This is a genomic window from Pseudomonas sp. PLMAX (genome assembly GCF_046042685.1).
Taxonomy (GTDB): domain Bacteria; phylum Pseudomonadota; class Gammaproteobacteria; order Pseudomonadales; family Pseudomonadaceae; genus Aquipseudomonas; species Aquipseudomonas putida_AE.
Genome location: NZ_CP064949.1, coordinates 118,909 through 136,034, shown reverse-complemented (window position 1 = coordinate 136,034; position 17,126 = coordinate 118,909). Strand labels below are relative to the sequence as shown.

General features: G+C 56.2%; 14 protein-coding genes and 1 pseudogene. 8 read left to right on the top strand and 7 right to left on the bottom strand.

Features of this window, described 5'->3' with window-relative positions:
- The first annotated feature begins 68 nt into the window (after positions 1 to 68).
- From glmU to glmS, 3 genes are all read left to right on the top strand, one after another.
- Complete coding sequence (glmU, locus tag DKB71_RS00605) at positions 69 to 1,436, top strand: bifunctional UDP-N-acetylglucosamine diphosphorylase/glucosamine-1-phosphate N-acetyltransferase GlmU (RefSeq protein WP_408599365.1); 1,368 nt, start codon at positions 69 to 71, stop codon at positions 1,434 to 1,436.
- Positions 1,437 to 1,627: 191 nt separating this feature from the next.
- Entirely contained in the window at positions 1,628 to 2,407 is a 780-nt protein-coding gene (locus DKB71_RS00600) for a DeoR/GlpR family DNA-binding transcription regulator (protein ID WP_274073873.1), read from the top strand.
- A gap of 1 nt (position 2,408) precedes the next feature.
- Positions 2,409 to 4,241 carry a glutamine--fructose-6-phosphate transaminase (isomerizing) gene (gene glmS, locus DKB71_RS00595; RefSeq protein ID WP_408599364.1) on the top strand — a complete coding sequence of 611 codons (1,833 nt, stop codon included), beginning with the start codon at positions 2,409 to 2,411 and terminating at the stop codon, positions 4,239 to 4,241.
- Positions 4,242 to 4,365: 124 nt separating this feature from the next.
- Here the strand turns inward: glmS and DKB71_RS00590 are convergent, their stop codons facing one another.
- The 3 genes from DKB71_RS00590 to DKB71_RS00580 form a co-directional block, all read right to left on the bottom strand.
- A complete protein-coding gene (locus DKB71_RS00590) occupies positions 4,366 to 5,124 on the bottom strand; it encodes a slipin family protein (RefSeq protein WP_408599363.1) in 759 nt (252 codons plus the stop codon).
- A 3-nt stretch (positions 5,125 to 5,127) separates the two neighbouring features.
- On the bottom strand, positions 5,128 to 6,513 hold the full coding sequence (locus tag DKB71_RS00585) for an NfeD family protein (protein ID WP_408599362.1): 1,386 nt from the start codon (positions 6,511 to 6,513) through the stop codon (positions 5,128 to 5,130).
- A 372-nt stretch (positions 6,514 to 6,885) separates the two neighbouring features.
- Positions 6,886 to 7,860, bottom strand: coding sequence for a TerC family protein (locus tag DKB71_RS00580; RefSeq protein ID WP_408599361.1), 975 nt, complete (start codon positions 7,858 to 7,860; stop codon positions 6,886 to 6,888).
- A gap of 385 nt (positions 7,861 to 8,245) precedes the next feature.
- On the opposite strand from DKB71_RS00580, the gene DKB71_RS00575 reads away from it, so the two are divergent.
- From DKB71_RS00575 to dctM, 5 genes and pseudogenes are all read left to right on the top strand, one after another.
- Positions 8,246 to 9,148 carry a universal stress protein gene (locus DKB71_RS00575; RefSeq protein WP_408599360.1) on the top strand — a complete coding sequence of 301 codons (903 nt, stop codon included), beginning with the start codon at positions 8,246 to 8,248 and terminating at the stop codon, positions 9,146 to 9,148.
- Positions 9,149 to 9,300: 152 nt separating this feature from the next.
- Positions 9,301 to 9,609 (top strand): annotated as a pseudogene (locus tag DKB71_RS00570) (DUF190 domain-containing protein).
- 323 nt (positions 9,610 to 9,932) lie between these two features.
- Positions 9,933 to 10,928 (top strand): TRAP transporter substrate-binding protein, encoded by a 996-nt coding sequence (locus tag DKB71_RS00565; RefSeq protein ID WP_408599359.1) that lies wholly within the window; start codon positions 9,933 to 9,935, stop codon positions 10,926 to 10,928.
- A 67-nt stretch (positions 10,929 to 10,995) separates the two neighbouring features.
- A complete protein-coding gene (locus DKB71_RS00560; protein WP_408599358.1) occupies positions 10,996 to 11,628 on the top strand; it encodes a TRAP transporter small permease in 633 nt (210 codons plus the stop codon).
- Complete coding sequence (gene dctM / locus DKB71_RS00555; RefSeq protein ID WP_408599357.1) at positions 11,625 to 12,908, top strand: C4-dicarboxylate TRAP transporter large permease protein DctM; 1,284 nt, start codon at positions 11,625 to 11,627, stop codon at positions 12,906 to 12,908. Before DKB71_RS00560 ends, dctM begins: the two co-directional genes overlap by 4 nt.
- A 67-nt stretch (positions 12,909 to 12,975) precedes the next feature.
- Here dctM and DKB71_RS00550 read toward each other — a convergent pair whose 3' ends face one another.
- From DKB71_RS00550 to DKB71_RS00535, 4 genes are all read right to left on the bottom strand, one after another.
- The gene (locus DKB71_RS00550; RefSeq protein WP_408599356.1) at positions 12,976 to 13,374 is read right to left on the bottom strand and encodes a DUF1850 domain-containing protein; all 399 of its coding nucleotides are present in this window, start codon (positions 13,372 to 13,374) and stop codon (positions 12,976 to 12,978) included.
- A complete protein-coding gene (locus DKB71_RS00545; RefSeq protein ID WP_408599355.1) occupies positions 13,371 to 15,398 on the bottom strand; it encodes a TRAP transporter permease in 2,028 nt (675 codons plus the stop codon). Before DKB71_RS00545 ends, DKB71_RS00550 begins: the two co-directional genes overlap by 4 nt.
- 83 nt (positions 15,399 to 15,481) lie before the next feature.
- Entirely contained in the window at positions 15,482 to 16,435 is a 954-nt protein-coding gene (locus tag DKB71_RS00540; RefSeq protein ID WP_408599354.1) for a TAXI family TRAP transporter solute-binding subunit, read from the bottom strand.
- Positions 16,436 to 16,652: 217 nt separating this feature from the next.
- Positions 16,653 to 17,021 carry a histone-like nucleoid-structuring protein, MvaT/MvaU family gene (locus tag DKB71_RS00535; protein WP_408599353.1) on the bottom strand — a complete coding sequence of 123 codons (369 nt, stop codon included), beginning with the start codon at positions 17,019 to 17,021 and terminating at the stop codon, positions 16,653 to 16,655.
- Positions 17,022 to 17,126: the final 105 nt, after the last annotated feature.

Here is a 17,126-nt window from a genome sequence, read left to right as displayed (position 1 = left end):
CCCTTTTTTCTTTCCGAAATTCATCACGTTGGTCGCAGCCGCTGACCACCCAGGATTGGTAGCCAGTCATGTCTCTTGAAATCGTTATCCTCGCTGCTGGCCAAGGCACCCGCATGCGTTCGGCACTGCCGAAAGTCTTGCACCCGATTGCCGGCAATTCGATGCTTGGCCATGTTATCCACAGCGCCCGACAACTTGATCCACAGCGCATTCACGTGGTGATCGGCCATGGTGCGGATGTGGTGCGCGAGCGCCTGGCCGCTGACGATCTGAACTTCGTCCTCCAGGACAAACAATTGGGCACCGGCCATGCCGTGGCCCAGGCGGTTCCCTTCATCAAGGCCGACACCGTGCTGGTGCTTTACGGTGATGTGCCGTTGATTGAAATCGAAACCCTGCAGCGCTTGCTCAAGCTGGTAGTGCCAGGGCAGATGGGCCTGCTCACCGTCGAACTGGATGACGCAACCGGTTACGGCCGAATCGTTCGCGACGCTGACGGCAAGGTCTGCGCCATCGTCGAGCACAAGGACGCCACTGAAGCTCAGCGCGCCATCAACGAAGGCAACACCGGCATTCTTGCGGTACCCGCCGATCGCTTGGCCGACTGGACCGGTCGTCTGTCGAACAACAACGCCCAGGGCGAGTATTACCTGACCGACGTCATCGAAATGGCGGTTAACGATGGTCTGGTGGTGGCCACCGAACAACCCCACGACGCCATGGAAGTGCAGGGCGCCAACGACCGCAAGCAGCTTTCCGATCTTGAGCGTCATTATCAGCTGCGCGCCGGCCGTCGCTTGATGGCTCAAGGCGTAACCCTGCGCGACCCGGCCCGTTTTGATGTTCGCGGTGAAGTCAGCGTGGGTCGCGATGTGCTGATCGATATCAACGTGATCCTCGAAGGCAACGTCGTCATCGAAGATGACGTGGTGATCGGCCCGAACTGCGTGATCAAGGACAGCACCCTGCGTAAAGGCGTGGTGATCAAGGCCAACAGCCATATCGAAGGTGCGATTCTCGGTGAAGGCAGCGATGCCGGTCCGTTCGCGCGTTTGCGTCCAGGCACCGTGCTCGAAGCGCGGGCGCATGTGGGTAACTTTGTCGAACTGAAAAATGCTCATCTGGGCGAAGGTGCCAAGGCCGGCCACCTGACCTATCTGGGCGATGCCGAAGTGGGCGCGCGCACCAACATCGGCGCCGGCACCATCACCTGCAACTACGATGGCGCCAACAAGTGGAAAACCGTGCTGGGAGAAGACGTATTTATCGGTTCCAACAACTCTTTGGTTGCACCTGTGGATATCCTGGACGGTGCGACCACCGCGGCCGGCTCGACTATTACTTCAACTGTGGATAAAGCGCAGTTGGCGGTTGGCCGGGCTCGCCAGAAGAATATCGATGGCTGGAAGCGCCCGGTAAAGATCAAGAAGAGCTAAGTTATCCACACCTGAATGATGGGCAGCAGTTATTCACAGGCTGTCAATTATATTAATCGGCAAGTCTCGCTAGCTCAGGAGGCTTGCCGTTAATGTTTTTATCCACAGGTCTTTTTACTGTCAGCCGCTTGACGAAGTTTCCCTGATAGGGTTTGATTGCTTTCGTTATCTTTCGAATCGAAACTTACCAAATCATGTCGAAGCGCAACACGCCCCAGAGACGCCACAACATTCTTGCCTTGCTCAATGAGCAGGGTGAAGTCAGTGTGGATGAGCTTGCCAAGCGTTTCGAAACCTCTGAAGTTACGATTCGCAAGGATCTGGCGGCCCTTGAGAGCAACGGCCTGCTGCTGCGTCGTTATGGCGGTGCGATCACCCTGCCTCAGGAGTTGGTTGCCGACCTGAGTCAACCAATCTCCAGCTACAAACAGGCCATCGCCCGCGCAGCCGTCACTCGCATTCGCGAACATGCACGTATCATCATAGACAGTGGCAGCACGACCGCCTCGATGATTCCGCAATTGGGCCAGCAACCGGGCCTGGTGGTGATGACCAACTCCCTGCATGTCGCCAACGCCCTAAGCGAACTTGAGCATGAGCCGGTGCTGTTGATGACCGGCGGCACCTGGGACCCGCATTCTGAATCCTTTCAGGGGCAGGTCGCCGAGCAGGTCCTACGCTCCTACGACTTCGATCAATTGTTCATCGGTGCCGATGGTATTGATCTGGTCCGCGGTACAACCACCTTCAACGAATTGCTGGGACTGAGCCGGGTCATGGCCGAAGTCGCCCGTGAAGTGGTCGTGATGGTGGAGGCCGACAAGATCGGTCGCAAGATTCCCAACCTGGAGCTGCCCTGGAGCAGCGTCCATACCCTCATTACCGATGATCGCCTGTCGCTCGAAGCGCGGGATCAGATTCAAGCCCGCGGTATCACTTTGATTTGCGCGGCTGTCAGTCAGGAGAAATAACATGTGTGGAATTGTCGGCGCAGTCGCAGAACGTAACATCACCGCCATCCTGGTCGAGGGCCTCAAGCGTCTGGAATACCGTGGGTATGACAGTGCGGGTGTGGCGGTGTACACCAACGATCAGAAGCTCGAGCGCGTGCGTCGCCCGGGCAAGGTCAGCGAACTTGAGCAGGCATTGGCCGAAGAAGCACTGGTTGGTCGACTGGGCATTGCCCACACGCGCTGGGCCACTCACGGTGCACCCTGCGAGCGCAACGCGCACCCGCACTTCTCGGGCGATCTGGCCGTGGTGCACAACGGCATCATCGAAAACCATGAAGCCCTGCGTGAACAACTGAAAGCCTTGGGTTACGTGTTCACCTCGGACACTGACACCGAAGTCATCGCTCACCTGCTGAACCATAAACTCAAGGATATCGCCGACCTGACCGAGGCCCTCAAGGCAACGGTGAAGGAGCTGCACGGTGCTTACGGCCTGGCGGTAATCAGCGCGCATCAACCTGATCGCCTGGTAGCGGCCCGCAGTGGCAGCCCTCTGGTGATCGGTTTGGGCCTGGGTGAGAACTTCCTGGCGTCCGACCAATTGGCGCTGCGTCAGGTGACTGACCGCTTTATGTACTTGGAAGAGGGCGATATCGCCGAAATTCGCCGGGACAGCGTGAAGATCTGGGATATCAACGGCAAGGCTGTCGAGCGTGAATCCGTGCAATATCGCGACGGCGCCGAAGCGGCTGAAAAAGGCGAGTTCCGCCATTTCATGCTCAAGGAAATCCATGAGCAACCGTCCGTGGTGCAGCGCACCCTGGAAGGTCGCTTGAGCCCGAACGGTGTGCTGGTGCAGGCTTTCGGCCCACAGGCCGCCGAGCTGTTCGCCAAAGTGCGCAATGTGCAGATCGTCGCCTGCGGCACCAGCTACCACGCCGGCATGGTTGCCCGTTACTGGCTGGAAGAACTGGCCGGCATCCCGTGCCAGGTCGAAGTCGCCAGCGAATTCCGCTACCGCAAAGTCGTAGTGCAACCTGACACGCTGTTCGTGACCATCTCTCAGTCCGGCGAAACCGCCGACACCTTGGCGGCGCTGCGCAATGCAAAGGAACTGGGTTTTCTCGCCAGCCTGGCCATCTGCAACGTCGGCATCAGCTCGCTGGTGCGTGAATCCGACCTGACCCTGCTGACCCAGGCCGGTCGCGAAATCGGCGTGGCGTCTACCAAAGCCTTCACCACGCAATTGGTTGGTCTGTTGTTGCTGACCCTGTCCCTGGGCCAGGTTCACGGCTCGTTGGCCAAAGGCGTTGAAGCAACGCTGGTCGAAGAGCTGCGTCGCTTGCCAACCCGTCTGGGTGAAGCCCTTGCGATGGACAGCACTGTGGAAAAAATCGCGGAGCTGTTCGCCGAGAAGAATCACACCCTGTTCCTGGGCCGTGGCGCACAATTCCCGGTCGCGATGGAAGGGGCGCTCAAGCTCAAGGAAATTTCCTACATCCACGCCGAAGCCTACCCTGCAGGCGAGTTGAAACACGGCCCGTTGGCGCTTGTGGATAACGACATGCCAGTGGTGACAGTGGCGCCGAACAACGAACTGCTGGAGAAACTGAAGTCCAACCTCCAGGAAGTTCGTGCGCGTGGCGGCGAACTTATCGTCTTCGCTGACGAGAAGGCCGGCATGACCAATGGTGAAGGCACGCACGTTGTACAGATGCCGCATATCCACGACATCCTGTCGCCGATCCTCTACACCATCCCGCTGCAGTTGCTGTCGTACTACGTGGCCGTGCTGAAAGGCACCGACGTCGACCAGCCGCGCAACCTGGCGAAATCGGTGACTGTGGAATAAGTTATCCACAGCTGATCGAACCTTGCTTTCAGACAATAAAGTCTGTCTAGCGATAATAAAAATTGTCTCAGGGTTGGGAGGTCGCTTACAGGCGACCCTCCCGACGATGAAGCACCAGTGTCAGTCATTTTTTTTGCGACAAATCGGCCATTCCTTTCAAAAGCTCAATTGGCAACGGAAATACAATCGTCGAGCTCTTGTCTCCGGCGATCGAACCCAGTGTCTGCATATATCGCAGCTGCATGGCACCAGGCTGGCGCCCAAGCATCTCGGCGGCCTGCATGAGCTTCTCCGAAGCCTGCAATTCACCTTCGGCGTGTATCACCTTGGCCCGCCGTTCACGCTCAGCCTCGGCTTGCTTGGCGATGGCGCGGATCATCGACTCGTTGAGGTCGACGTGTTTTATCTCGACGTTCGCCACCTTGATCCCCCAGGCATCAGTCTGGGCATCGAGCACTTGCTGGATATCGGTGTTGAGCCGCTCGCGCCCGGAGAGTAGCTCGTCAAGTTCGTGCTTGCCGAGCACGGCCCGCAGGGTGGTCTGCGCCAACTGGCTGGTGCCCATAAGGAAGTCTTCGATCTGAATGATCGCCTTTTGCGGGTCGAGAACCCGGAAGTAGATCACTGCATTTACCTTGACCGAGACGTTGTCGCGGGTGATCACATCCTGTGTTGGCACATCGAGTACCACGGTGCGCAAGTCCACGCGAACCATCTGTTGCACCATCGGAATCAACAGAATCAATCCCGGCCCCTTGACCCGCCAGAAGCGCCCGAGTTGGAACACCACCCCGCGCTCGTATTCGCGCAGAATCCGGACGGTCGAGAACACCAACACAAGGAGCAAGGCTAGCAGCGCACCAAAACCCAACTCGACGAACATGGATCAACCTCCTCGCGGTGGCGTTTCATCCGGTGCAATGACGTCCAGCTTCACGCCCGTGCGCGCCACCACCCGAACCTGTTGGCCCAGGTGCAGGGGCGAGCGGCTCTGAACTTGCCATTTTTCGCCCTGCAGTTGCACCCAGCCGCTCATCGGCAGCCCCGGCAGCAGCCCCGTGACCGTGGCCAGGCTGCCGACCAGGCCCGCATCGCCGCTGACCAGGGCACGGCGCCGGGCCTTGAGCGCCATGCCGACCAGAGTCATTAGCAACAGGACGCTGATCAGTGCCATGCCGATGATCAGCGCCAACGGAATGCCGAAGCCCGGCACATCGGTGTCCATCAAAATCACTGCGCCGACTACAAAAGCAACCACCCCACCGAAGCCGATTACACCGAAACTCGGTAGAAACGCCTCGGCGATCATGAAGGCAAGCCCTAGCAGAATCAGTCCGACCCCGGCGTAATTCACGGGCAACAGTTGCAGGGCATACAACCCCAGCAACAGGCAGATACCACCGAGCACTCCACCGACGCCCGACCCTGGGTTCATGAATTCGAATATCAACCCATAGACCCCGAACATGATCAGCAGCAATGCCACGCTGGGGTTAGTGATCACCGCTAGCAGTTGTGTGCGCCAGTCAGGCGCATGATCGATGAGTGCAACCCCGGCGGTACTCAGGTTCAACGTCTGACCGGCGACATTCAGGCTCTTACCGTCCAGTTGCTTGAGCAGGTCTGCCACGTCATTGGCCACATAATCGACCACCTTGAGTTTGAGCGCTTCGTCAGCCGAAAGGCTGAGCGATTCACGTACAGCTTGTTCGGCCCAGTCGGCGTTACGTCCGCGCAGTTGCGCTAGGCCGCGGATGTAAGCCGCTGCATCGTTGATCTGTTTGCGAGTCAGGGTATCTAGCGGCTCGGGCGGTGAGTTTTTGTCGGTGGCAGGTGCGGCTGGTGGGCGCGGTGGATCTGGCGCGGTTCCGGGCAGACCGCCGATCTGCACCGGCGTAGCGGCGCCCAGATTGGTGCCCGGGGTCATGGCGGCAATGTGGCTGGCATATAGGATATAGGTGCCGGCGCTGGCCGCACGTGCGCCACTGGGGGCGACGAAACTGGCCACTGGCAGAGGGCTGGCCAGAATCGCCTTGATGATCAAGCGCATCGAAGTGTCCAGCCCGCCGGGGGTGTCGAGCTTGATGACCACCAACTGTGCGCCCTCGGTCTCCGCACGCGTCAGGCCGCGCACAACGTAGTCTGCATTGGCCGGGCCAATGGCATCGTTGACCGTCAGTACCACGATGCTGCCCGCAGCCGTCACTGACCCCATCGGCAACCCGACCAGTATCATCAGTAGGAGCAGGCGGCACCACCAGCGACTGTTCATGGGGCCCTCCTGGTTGCGGGTTCGGCAGCCTGCAACCTTCACTTAAAGCGTAGTTGAGTCAGTCAAGGGCGATGCAGGCGCGGCGGTTAATGCAGGGCAATTGCCGAAACTGTTCGCCAAGATCTCGCGTCACCGTACTGCGCTCTTGATCCTAATGATCCAGAGCGCGAAACCGCGATACAGCTACTCCTGACGATGCTGATATGTTGGTGCAGGTGCTGGTGCGGTTTTGACCCAAGCTGCTGACTTCAGCTGCCCCTTAGGCGGCCTGTGAAGTCACGCATAAGACCATCCATTACCAAGTATTCGGGTAGGCCATTGATTTCCGGTAGCCTGGGTCAAGACCGCATCAGTGCCAACATCTCTGATTCATCATTGCTCTCCCGTAACCCGTGTTTTGCTCTTCGTCAACGTCAGGCTCAACAGTACCGAAATCAAGATGATGCCGCCGACTGTGGTCAGCGACCATTGGACCGGTATGTGCCACCACGGCGCGACCAGCATCTTGCCGCCGATGAACACCAGTACGATGGCCAGGCCATATTTGAGCAAGTGAAAGCGGTAGGCCATGTCGGCAAGCAGAAAATACAGTGCGCGCAGGCCCATAATGGCGAAGATGTTGGAGGTGAACACGATGAAGGGGTCGGTGGTGACGGCGAAGATAGCCGGGATGCTATCGACCGCGAACACCAGGTCGCTGGCCTCGATCAGTACCAGCACCAGGAACATCGGCGTCGCCCAGCGCAGGCCGTTCTGGCGCACGAAGAAGCGCTCGCCGTGAAAGCCGTCGGTGATGCGAAGATGGCTACGCAGCCAGCGCAGCAAAGGGTTCTTCTCGAGGTCTGGCTGCTGGTTGGCGAAGATCAGCATCTTGATGCCGGTGATGACGAGGAAAGCACCAAAGACATAGAGTAGCCAGGCAAACTCCTGCACCAGCCAGACACCGGCGAAAATCATACCGGCGCGCATGATGATGGCGCCGAGCACGCCATAAAGCAGGACGCGGCGCTGCAACTCTGTCGGAACGGCGAAGTAGCCGAAGATCATCACGAAAACGAACATGTTATCGATCGACAGCGACTGCTCGATCAGGTAGCCCGTCAGGAATTCGAGCGTTGTACGCTGGGCCACTTCGGCGCCGAACATGCTGCGCAGATACCACCAGAGCAGGACGGCGAAGACCAACGCCAAACTGGTCCAGGCGATAACCCAGGCCAGCGCTTCGCGCACCGAAACACGATGCGCCTTGCGTCCGCCGAAGACGAACAGATCGAGCGCCAGCATGGCAAGGATGAACACGATGAAGGCGGCCCACATCCAGGATTGGCCGACGCTGATGGCGGTCATTTACTGTCTCCGCATGAAGCAGCAATAGGCTGGAGGAATCATGCTAGCGAGGCTGTTACATCAACAAAAATCGTTTATTCGTTGCGAATAGTTCGTTTTTTACGAAGTATTGATTCAGGTGCTCAATAACCGGCAATCGCATTGGTTCTGCTCCGTAGTCAAGCCGGGTGGCATGGCGTGCGGCTCCAGCAGTCGTCTCCTGCTCGATCGTGATGAAAAGGTTTGCTACAGCCTTCGACAGGCTTGGCAACTGCTAAGCCTGTGATGCAGGCGTATATTGATAATGTCGATCCATGTAGTTGAGGCGATAAAAGATCGTCAATGGTGGGACACGCGAGAGTGCTGGGGGCGCTACCGGATAACCCAGAACGTTTGGAGGTGTCACATGAGGCAGTATCAACGACTCTTTCTGATCGCAGGTCCAACCATGCGTCACTCGCCGGCGATGGAGCGGGCAATCGCATTGGCCGACGCTACAGGCGCAGCGCTGCATATCGCGGTGTTCATCGAAGACTTCGACCTTATGCGGTTAATGAGCAACAGTGAACAACTTCGTGAGAGTTGCCGGGAGGAGAACCTGCAGTGGTTGACGGATGAGGCCGAACTCATGCGCAGGAAGGGCATCAATGTGACCACCGAAGTTGCATTGACCCGTGACCCGCTGCAAGAGATCCTCGGGCATGTGGCTGAAATGCAGCCGGACCTGATTATCAAGGACGTACATCATGAATCAGCGCTCAAACGCGTATTCGTCACGCCCTTGGATTGGCAGTTGTTGCGCGAATGTCCGACGCCCATACATCTGGTCAGCGAAGTCAGGTGTCCACTGCCTCGGGTGATAGTGGCGGCGGTTGATCCATCCCATCCAGAGGGTCAGATCAGTGGAATCAACGACAGCGTCATTCAGGCGGCGAACGAATTGGCGACGCAATGTGATGCTGAATTGCACATGCTGTATGCCTATGAACTGACCCACACACATTTCTCTGATGCAGGTGCTGGCGCCGTGACGATGCCAGGCTTCAGCAACGACGTGCGCCGGTCACTTGAAAAGTGCTTCATTGCCTTGGCTGGACGCCACGGCGTGCCACCTGAGCGACAACACTTCATTGCAGGGCCGCCAACCAAAGCGATGGCCGACTTTGCCACTCATACTCGAGCGGATGTCTTCGTAATGGGAAATACCCATCACAAAGGGGTGGACAAGCTGATTGGCAGTACCACGGAGCATGTTCTGTATCAGGTGCCCTGCAGCGTTTTGGCCATCAAGGGAGAAGCGGATCACTGAACGAAAAAAACGCCACAATTGCAGCCGGCTGTTGGTGCTGGTGTGGTTTTGACTCAAACTGCTGACTTCAGCTGACCCTTAGGCGGTCTGTGAAGACACGCATAAGACCATCGATTACCGAGTATTCAGGTAGGTCTACGATTTCCGGTAGCCTGGATCAAAACCGCATTAACGCCAACAACCGTCGTTATCAGGGGAAAATGCTTGGCGACGGGATCGTTAATTTGGCCAAAGATATGGGGCTCCGTTGCGCGACCCTATCTATAGGTATCGAGGGTTTTGGGTACACCGGTCGGTTGCACTCCTCGCATTTCTTTGAACTGGCGGATCTACCGAGATTCGCATGGCTACCACCGAGGACGAGTCCTAAACATTGTTCAAGCGATTGGAGGCCGAGGAAATTTCCGTATTTTATTAAGACCCCAATCGAAATGGGCGTCGTCGGTAAAAAGGCCAACTGATCTATATTCCCTCTTAAATCTTAAGCGATGAGCATGAGCTAAGTAGATGCCCTGTTGGTGGCGCGATCGATGATGAGTGTGTAATCGGTATTGATGACTCTTAAACACAACACACCCTTTCCCTTAGCGCAATCGTCCTAAGCATTAATATTGTAAGAGGGTATTGCTGGAGGTAGTGCCCTATTTCCTACAAGATTTCTGACTACATTCAGTCATCACCCTCCAAATGGTAGTTTTCTGCCTAGACTTGCTCTTGTCCGCCGTGCACATGCTTTTCAGAGCGTGGAACTGTACGAAAAACTAAAACAAGAGGAATCCCCCCAATGTTCGAACCTATGTGGAAAGCAGTTGCCTGCGCCCTTGCCCTTGGCACCATGAGCATGGCCATGGCTGCAGATCCGGTAATTATAAAATTTTCCCACGTCGTTGCAGAGCAGACACCCAAGGGCCAGGGCGCCCTGTTATTCAAGAAGCTGGCGGAAGAACGCTTGCCCGGCAAGGTCAAGGTCGAGGTCTACCCGAATTCCTCGTTGTTTGGCGATGGCAAAGAGATGGAGGCCTTACTGCTCGGGGACGTACAGATGATTGCGCCGTCGCTGGCCAAGTTCGAGCACTACACCAAGACCGTTCAACTGTTCGACCTGCCTTTCCTGTTTGATGACATCACCGCTGTTGACCGCTTCCAGCTGAGCCCGCAGGGCCAGGGACTGCTCAAGTCCATGGAAGACAAAAACATCACAGGACTGGCCTACTGGCACAACGGGATGAAACAACTGTCCGCGAACAAAGCGCTACGAGTGCCGGGTGACGCCCGTGGCTTGAAGTTCCGGGTGCAGGCTTCTGCAGTGCTCGAGGAGCAGTTCAAGGTCATACGCGCCAATCCACGCAAGATGAGCTTCGCCGAGGTTTATCAAGGCTTGCAGACCGGTGTCGTCAACGGCGCGGAGAATCCTTACTCGAACATCTACAGCCAGAAAATGCATGAAGTGCAGAAGTACATTACCGAATCCAACCACGGCGTACTGGACTACATGCTGATCACCAACACCAAGTTCTGGAACGGTTTGTCGCCGGAGCTTCGCAGCGAGTTGGATAAGATACTTGTCGAAGTCACCGCTCATGTGAACAAAGAGGCCGAGCAACTGAACCAGGATGCCAAGCAGAGCATCATCGCGGCCAAAACCACCGAGATCATTACCCTGACGCCTGAGCAACGCGAACAATGGCGTGTCGCGATGAAACCGGTGTGGAAAAAATTCGAAGGCGATATCGGCGCCGAGCTGATCATTGCCGCTGAAGCCGCCAACCAGGCCCAATGATCGGTCGTCGGCAGGTGTTGCCGCCCTGGCAACACCTGCCTGTCGTCCGCTACAGGAGATGCCATCCATGAATGCTCTTCGGCGCATCTGGGAACACTTCGAGGAAGGTTTCATCGTCTTCCTTTTGGCCGCCATGACGTTGGTAACATTCGTCTACGTTGTCCTCAACAACCTCTACACCCTGTTCTATCGCCTCGCTGAGAACTGGGAAGGCGCCAGCGAATCGCTGTTCGCCATCGGCGACGGGGTCATGGGAATGGCACAGGCCATGACCTGGAGCACCTCACTGACCAAGGCCCTGTTTGGCTGGCTGATTTTTTTCGGGTTGTCATATGGCGTGCGCACGGCCGGCCATATCGGCGTTGACGCGCTGGTCAATCTGGCCAGCAAACCGGTGCAACGGCTCATTGGTATCATTGCCTGTCTTTTCTGTCTGACTTATGCCGGATTGCTCAGCATTGCCAGTTTCGGGTGGATCCAGACCCTGATGATTGCGCGCATAGGTGCCGAAGACCTGGGCCAGTACGGGATCATGCAATGGCACATCGGGTTGATCGTCCCCGTAGGGTTCGCCTTGGTCTTCATCCGTTTCGCTGAAATTCTCGTGCGCATCCTGCAAAACAGGCAGACCGGCCTGGGCTTGGCCGATGAAGCCGCGGATGCGATGAAACTGACTGAACACGAGGATGACAAGTCATGACCATTGCCTTCCTCTTTGCATCACTGTTCGTGCTGATGCTGATCGGCGTTCCCATTGCTATCTCCCTGGGGTTGGCCGGCTCACTGACCATCGTTTTTTTCAGCCCGGACTCCGTGCGCTCACTGGCGATCAAACTGTTCGAGACGTCGGAGCACTACACGCTGCTGGCCATCCCGTTCTTTCTGCTCGCGGGGGCCTTCATGACCACCGGTGGCGTCGCTAGGCGGCTGATTGACTTTGCCAATGCCTGTGTCGGCCATATCCGTGGTGGTCTGGCTATCGCTGCCGTGTTGGCGTGCATGTTGTTCGCTGCCCTTTCCGGATCGAGCCCAGCCACTGTGGCGGCGGTGGGTTCAATTGCCATTGCCGGCATGGTCCGCTCCGGTTATCCGCAGGCCTTCGGCGCGGGGATCGTCTGTAACGCGGGGACTCTGGGCATCCTGATTCCACCCTCAATCGTCATGGTGGTCTACGCAGCCGCGACCGAAACGTCTGTCGGCAAACTGTTTATGGCTGGCGTATTACCAGGCCTGCTGCTGGGGCTGGCGTTGATGGTCGCGATCTACATCGTCGCCGTGAAGAAAAAGCTGCCCGCAATGCCGCGCGCGACGCTCCGTGAATGGCTTAGCACGGCACGCAAGGCGATCTGGGGTCTACTGCTGATGTTCATCATCCTGGGAGGTATCTACTCCGGGATGTTTACCCCGACTGAAGCGGCGGCGGTAGCGGCGGTGTACTCGGCCTTCATCGCCTTGTTCGTCTACAAAGACTTAACGTTCCGCGAAACACCAAAGGTCCTGCTGGACTCGGCCAAGCTGAGCATCATGCTGATGTTCATTATTGCCAACGCCATGCTCTTTGCCCATGTGCTGACGACCGAGCAGCTACCGCAACAGATCACCGCGTGGGTGATTGAAGCGGGGCTGACACCGGTGATGTTCCTGCTGGTGGTGAACATTGTGTTGTTGATTGCCGGGGCCTTTATGGAACCCTCGGCCATCATCTTGATCCTGGCACCGATCCTCTTCCCCATCGCCATGAAGCTGGGTATCGATCCGATTCACCTGGGTATCATTATGGTGGTGAATCTGGAGATCGGCTTGATCACGCCGCCCGTGGGTCTGAACCTGTTCGTGACCTCTGCTGTGACGGGTATGACACTGCCGGCAACCATCAGAGCCGCCATGCCCTGGCTAATGATTCTGCTCCTGTTCCTGATACTGATTACCTACGTACCTTGGATCTCCCTGGTTTTGCCAAACTGGCTGGGCATGAGTTGATGCCTGCCTGTCCGGGTACTGGACGTTCGTATCCGGACAGGGCTTTCACATTTGTGCTTCTGACCACTTATTGTTGCCCTGAGTCCGTCCAGCAACTCCATAGCTCCAATGAGGCCGGATTGCTGACGGGTGGCCCCAGCCACTCGCTCATCTCATGACATTGCTGATCGAAGCATAACTGGTAGTCACCTGCTTGCGGGGAGCGTCCCAGACTCAGAGGCTGCAAGGGCGGCAGCTGACGTTGATAGTGCCAACTGCCTTTTTCCAACCTGGCCCCTGAGGGAATTTCCATGCCTGCGCCATTTCCCTTGACCCTGGCTTCAGTGAGCACAAGTCCCTGTTCCGAGACACGGTAGTCTTCTTCCCAACGAATTTTTTCGATTGTGTGATTCCAAGCCAGTGTAAAGCTTGAGATTGGGAGTTGGGCCCAGGCGACTCCCGCCAGACCCAGGCACAAGCCGATCATGCTCTGGCCAGTCCGCCACGGCGAGACCTCCAGACATGCTGAACTATCAGCAACACACCCAGCACAAAACCGATTTCGTCGGTCAACGGCAGCGCAACGACCAACAAGGCACCTGCCGCGAAACACAATAAACGCTCCCAAACCGGCATCTTCTGTTGCAGATAACCTGTGGACGCCATTCCCCAAAGGCCAACGGCCAACATCGTCTTGACCAACATATAGGCAGTCATCCACAAATTGTCGCCTTGCATCATGAGCGCAGGGTTGTAGACCGCCATGAACGGAATGACAAAGCCAGCCAGTGCAATACGAACCGCCCACAGACTGATCTTGAATCCTGTTTCCTTGGCGATGGGCGCTGCGGCAAAGCATGCCAAGGCAACCGGTGGGGTAAGGTCTGCAAGAATTCCGAAGTAGAAAACGAACATGTGCGACACGATCAGCGGCACACCCAACTCCAACAGTGCGGGTGCTGCAATCGAACTGGTGATGATGTAGTTGGGAATCGTCGGGATACCCATACCCAACACCAGGCAGGTAACCATCGTCAGAATGAGTGATAACAACAAGTTATCTCTGCCAATGGCCAATATGTAGCCGGCGAAAGTCGAGGCTATCCCCGTCAATGACACAACGCCGATGATGATTCCCACTAGAGCGCAAGCAATTCCGACCGGCACGGCATGACGAGCACCTTCGACCAAAGCGTGCAGGCAAATACTCAGGGTTTCTCGGCCTCCCTGAATTAACCAGCAGATGACCACCAACGTGGCGATCACCGCAAAGATCACGCCGATACCCAACTGGAAAAAACCGACACAGAGGACACCCAGCGCGATCCAGAACGCACATCGCAGCGCGAAACTGGACACCCGAAGAATGATTGCCGAACCGAGAATAACGATGGCTGTTAACGCCAGACCCACCATTCCGGAGAATAGCGGGGTACGTCCGGAAAACAGAAGGTAGACCAGGACAAAAAGCGGAATCAGCAAATACCAGCTTTCCTTTACCGCACCCCATGCGCTGGGACATTGGTCTTTGGGCAGCCCTTTAAGGTCGGAGCGTTTTGCCTCAAGGTGAACCATCCAGAACACCGAACCGAAATACAGGATGGCTGGAATTAACGCAGCTTTGGCGATCTCTACAAACGGGACATTAATTGTTTCCGCCATAATGAAGGCCACAGCTCCCATCACAGGTGGCATCAGCTGGCTGCCCATGCTCGAAGTCGCCTCTACGCCTCCAGCAAATGCCGCCTTGTAGCCGAAGCGCTTCATCAATGGAATCGTGAACTGTCCTGTCGTGACAACGTTTGCAATGCCTGAACCTGTAATCGTCCCCATCAAAGCCGATGACGCGACCGATACCTTTGCCGGCCCCCCGAGTTTGTGGCCAAACAGTCCCATCGCGAAATCTGTGAACAATTTGATCATGCCCGCCTGTTCGAGAAAGGAACCGAACAAAATGAACAGGAAAATATAGGTAGCGGAAACGTAGGTTGGTGTCCCGTAGAGACCTTCGGTGCCGAATGACAACTGGTTGACGATTTGATCGAAACCGTAGCCTCGATGTGCCAGGTCGCCTGGCAGGTATTCACCCAATAGACCGTATGCCAAAAACAGTCCGCAGATGACAGGCAATGCGATACCCATCACCCGACGAGCCGCCTCAAACACCAATGCGATCAATACCAGCCCAACCACCATATCTGCAGATGTCAGGTCACCTGAACGCTGGATCAAATCCGCCTCGAAGAACCATTGATACAAGGCAGTGGTAATCCCAGCGATGCTCAATACCCAGGCCAAAGGCTGCCAAGGACGTGCTCTGCCATACGCCGGGTAACTCAGAAACACCACCCACAGCAGGAAACCAACGTGCACCGCGCGCAGCACCTGGCTGGAAACAGGCGCAAACGCAGCGGTGATAATCTGGAATACTGAAAACAACAACGCCACGTAGAACAGCGTTTTAGGCCAGTCGCGTGGGTTGGCGGCTATGCCATGATGATCTTCGCTCATTGGGTACCTGCCTCAAAACTACATAGAAGGGTACGTACCGCTCTATCGCTCTAGCGACCATCCCCTTGGCGCATTTTTTTGGATTACAGCGCTCCAGCTTCCTTGTAGTAGCGCTCGGCGCCGGGGTGAAGTGGAATGGGCAGATTCTTGGCAGCGTTTTGCAACTTGATGTCCTTGGCAGCTGAGTGAGAATTACCTAAGCGAGTGAGGTTTTCGAACATCAGCTTGGTCATCTGGTAGGCAACGTCATCCGAAATGTCCTCGCGTGTCACAAAAATATTGGTGATCGCCACCGTAGGCACTGGCTCAGGCTGTCCGTCATAGGTATTGGCTGGAATTTGTGCAGGCTGATAAGCGGCATTGCCGATTTTCGATACCACATCGGGAGGAATGGAGACGTAGTTCAATGGCATGGTTGAGGAAAGGTCGCGGATGGCCGCCATTCCTAACCCCGAGGACTGAAGCGTGGCATCTAACTGACGGTTTTTGATCAGCTCGACCGACTCCGCAAAGGGTAGGTATTGGACTTTGCTCATGTCTTCGTACGTCAATCCCGCCGCTTTGAAGATCGCACGAGCGTTCAGCTCGGTACCGGATTTCGGGGCGCCGACGGAAATGGTTTTCCCTTTCAAATCCGCCAAGGTTTTGATGCCGGACTCTTTGTTCGCAACAATTTGAATGTAGTTCGGATAGGCGCCTGCAATTGCTCGCAACTTTGTCAGCGGGGCCTTGAACCCGGCATCTTCCACGCCGTTTTTTGCATCAGCCACAGAGTCCCCCAGCGCCAGAGCGAGCTCCCCACGACCAGCTTGTAAAAGGTTGAGATTTTCCACCGAGGCTTTGGTCGCTTGGACAGAAGTCTTTGCCCCCGGAATCCCATCGCTGTATATCTGTGACAGCCCAACCCCAATGGGGTAATAAACCCCGCTAGTACCGCCTGTCAGGATGTTTATGAACACAGGTGCGGCGTTAGCTGCGCATGAGACTGTCAACGCAGCGGTTGCCGCAAAGAGACTAAAGCGTTTGTTTACTCGCATGAAAAACTCTCCGTCTTGTTTTGGCTTTATGCAGAGTCTTTCTACTGTAGTCGAAACCAACGCCTTGAGTGGGAAGCTGAGTTAGCCTAATGATTTTGGGCTTCTCAATCGGTCACTGCGGTGACGCCTAATCGGGATTCTCACGCCCGAAAAAAATGCCAGTCAGCTTAGCTGACTGGCATTACCCTAACGGGGCCCTTTGTACTTACAGATGATGTTATTGAGTGCGCCACGACTCAACAACATCTGCACCGAACTCGGTTTTCCATTCTTTCAATTGGCGATGGTTTCCGCCCTTGGTTTCGATTAACTCACCAGAATTCGGATTCTTATAGATTTTCACCTCGCGGGCTTTACGGGCTGCCTTCGGTGCGGCAGCAGCACCAGGGGAGCGGCGACCGGCCTGAGGATCAAGCAGGTTGATGACATTCTGCAGACTGAAGCCGTACTCGCCGAGCAATGCACGGAGCTTGCTTTCAAAGTCCATTTCTCGCTGCAGGCCTGAATCGCTTTTCAGCGACTCGAGCTCTGCGAGCTGTTCGGCCAGTTGTTGTTCAAGCTTGCGATATTCAGCCAAACGAGACATGGGAAACTTTCATTAAGGTTTTGAGCTGCGCGGAATGCACATTCCTCATGCTAAGCGATGATTAGATTTTCGTCACCCACACCACATTGGAGACTTTCCCAGTCT

Coding starts and splice junctions, on each gene's coding strand:
- glmU (WP_408599365.1), top strand. CDS start 69: ATGTCTCTTGAAATCGTTATCCTCGCTGCTGGCCAAGGCACCCGCATG.
- glmS (WP_408599364.1), top strand. CDS start 2,409: ATGTGTGGAATTGTCGGCGCAGTCGCAGAACGTAACATCACCGCCATC.
- DKB71_RS00590 (WP_408599363.1), bottom strand. CDS start 5,124: ATGTTCGTCGAGTTGGGTTTTGGTGCGCTGCTAGCCTTGCTCCTTGTG.
- DKB71_RS00585 (WP_408599362.1), bottom strand. CDS start 6,513: ATGAACAGTCGCTGGTGGTGCCGCCTGCTCCTACTGATGATACTGGTC.
- DKB71_RS00580 (WP_408599361.1), bottom strand. CDS start 7,860: ATGACCGCCATCAGCGTCGGCCAATCCTGGATGTGGGCCGCCTTCATC.
- DKB71_RS00575 (WP_408599360.1), top strand. CDS start 8,246: ATGAGGCAGTATCAACGACTCTTTCTGATCGCAGGTCCAACCATGCGT.
- DKB71_RS00565 (WP_408599359.1), top strand. CDS start 9,933: ATGTTCGAACCTATGTGGAAAGCAGTTGCCTGCGCCCTTGCCCTTGGC.
- DKB71_RS00560 (WP_408599358.1), top strand. CDS start 10,996: ATGAATGCTCTTCGGCGCATCTGGGAACACTTCGAGGAAGGTTTCATC.
- dctM (WP_408599357.1), top strand. CDS start 11,625: ATGACCATTGCCTTCCTCTTTGCATCACTGTTCGTGCTGATGCTGATC.
- DKB71_RS00550 (WP_408599356.1), bottom strand. CDS start 13,374: ATGATCGGCTTGTGCCTGGGTCTGGCGGGAGTCGCCTGGGCCCAACTC.
- DKB71_RS00545 (WP_408599355.1), bottom strand. CDS start 15,398: ATGAGCGAAGATCATCATGGCATAGCCGCCAACCCACGCGACTGGCCT.
- DKB71_RS00540 (WP_408599354.1), bottom strand. CDS start 16,435: ATGCGAGTAAACAAACGCTTTAGTCTCTTTGCGGCAACCGCTGCGTTG.
- DKB71_RS00535 (WP_408599353.1), bottom strand. CDS start 17,021: ATGTCTCGTTTGGCTGAATATCGCAAGCTTGAACAACAACTGGCCGAA.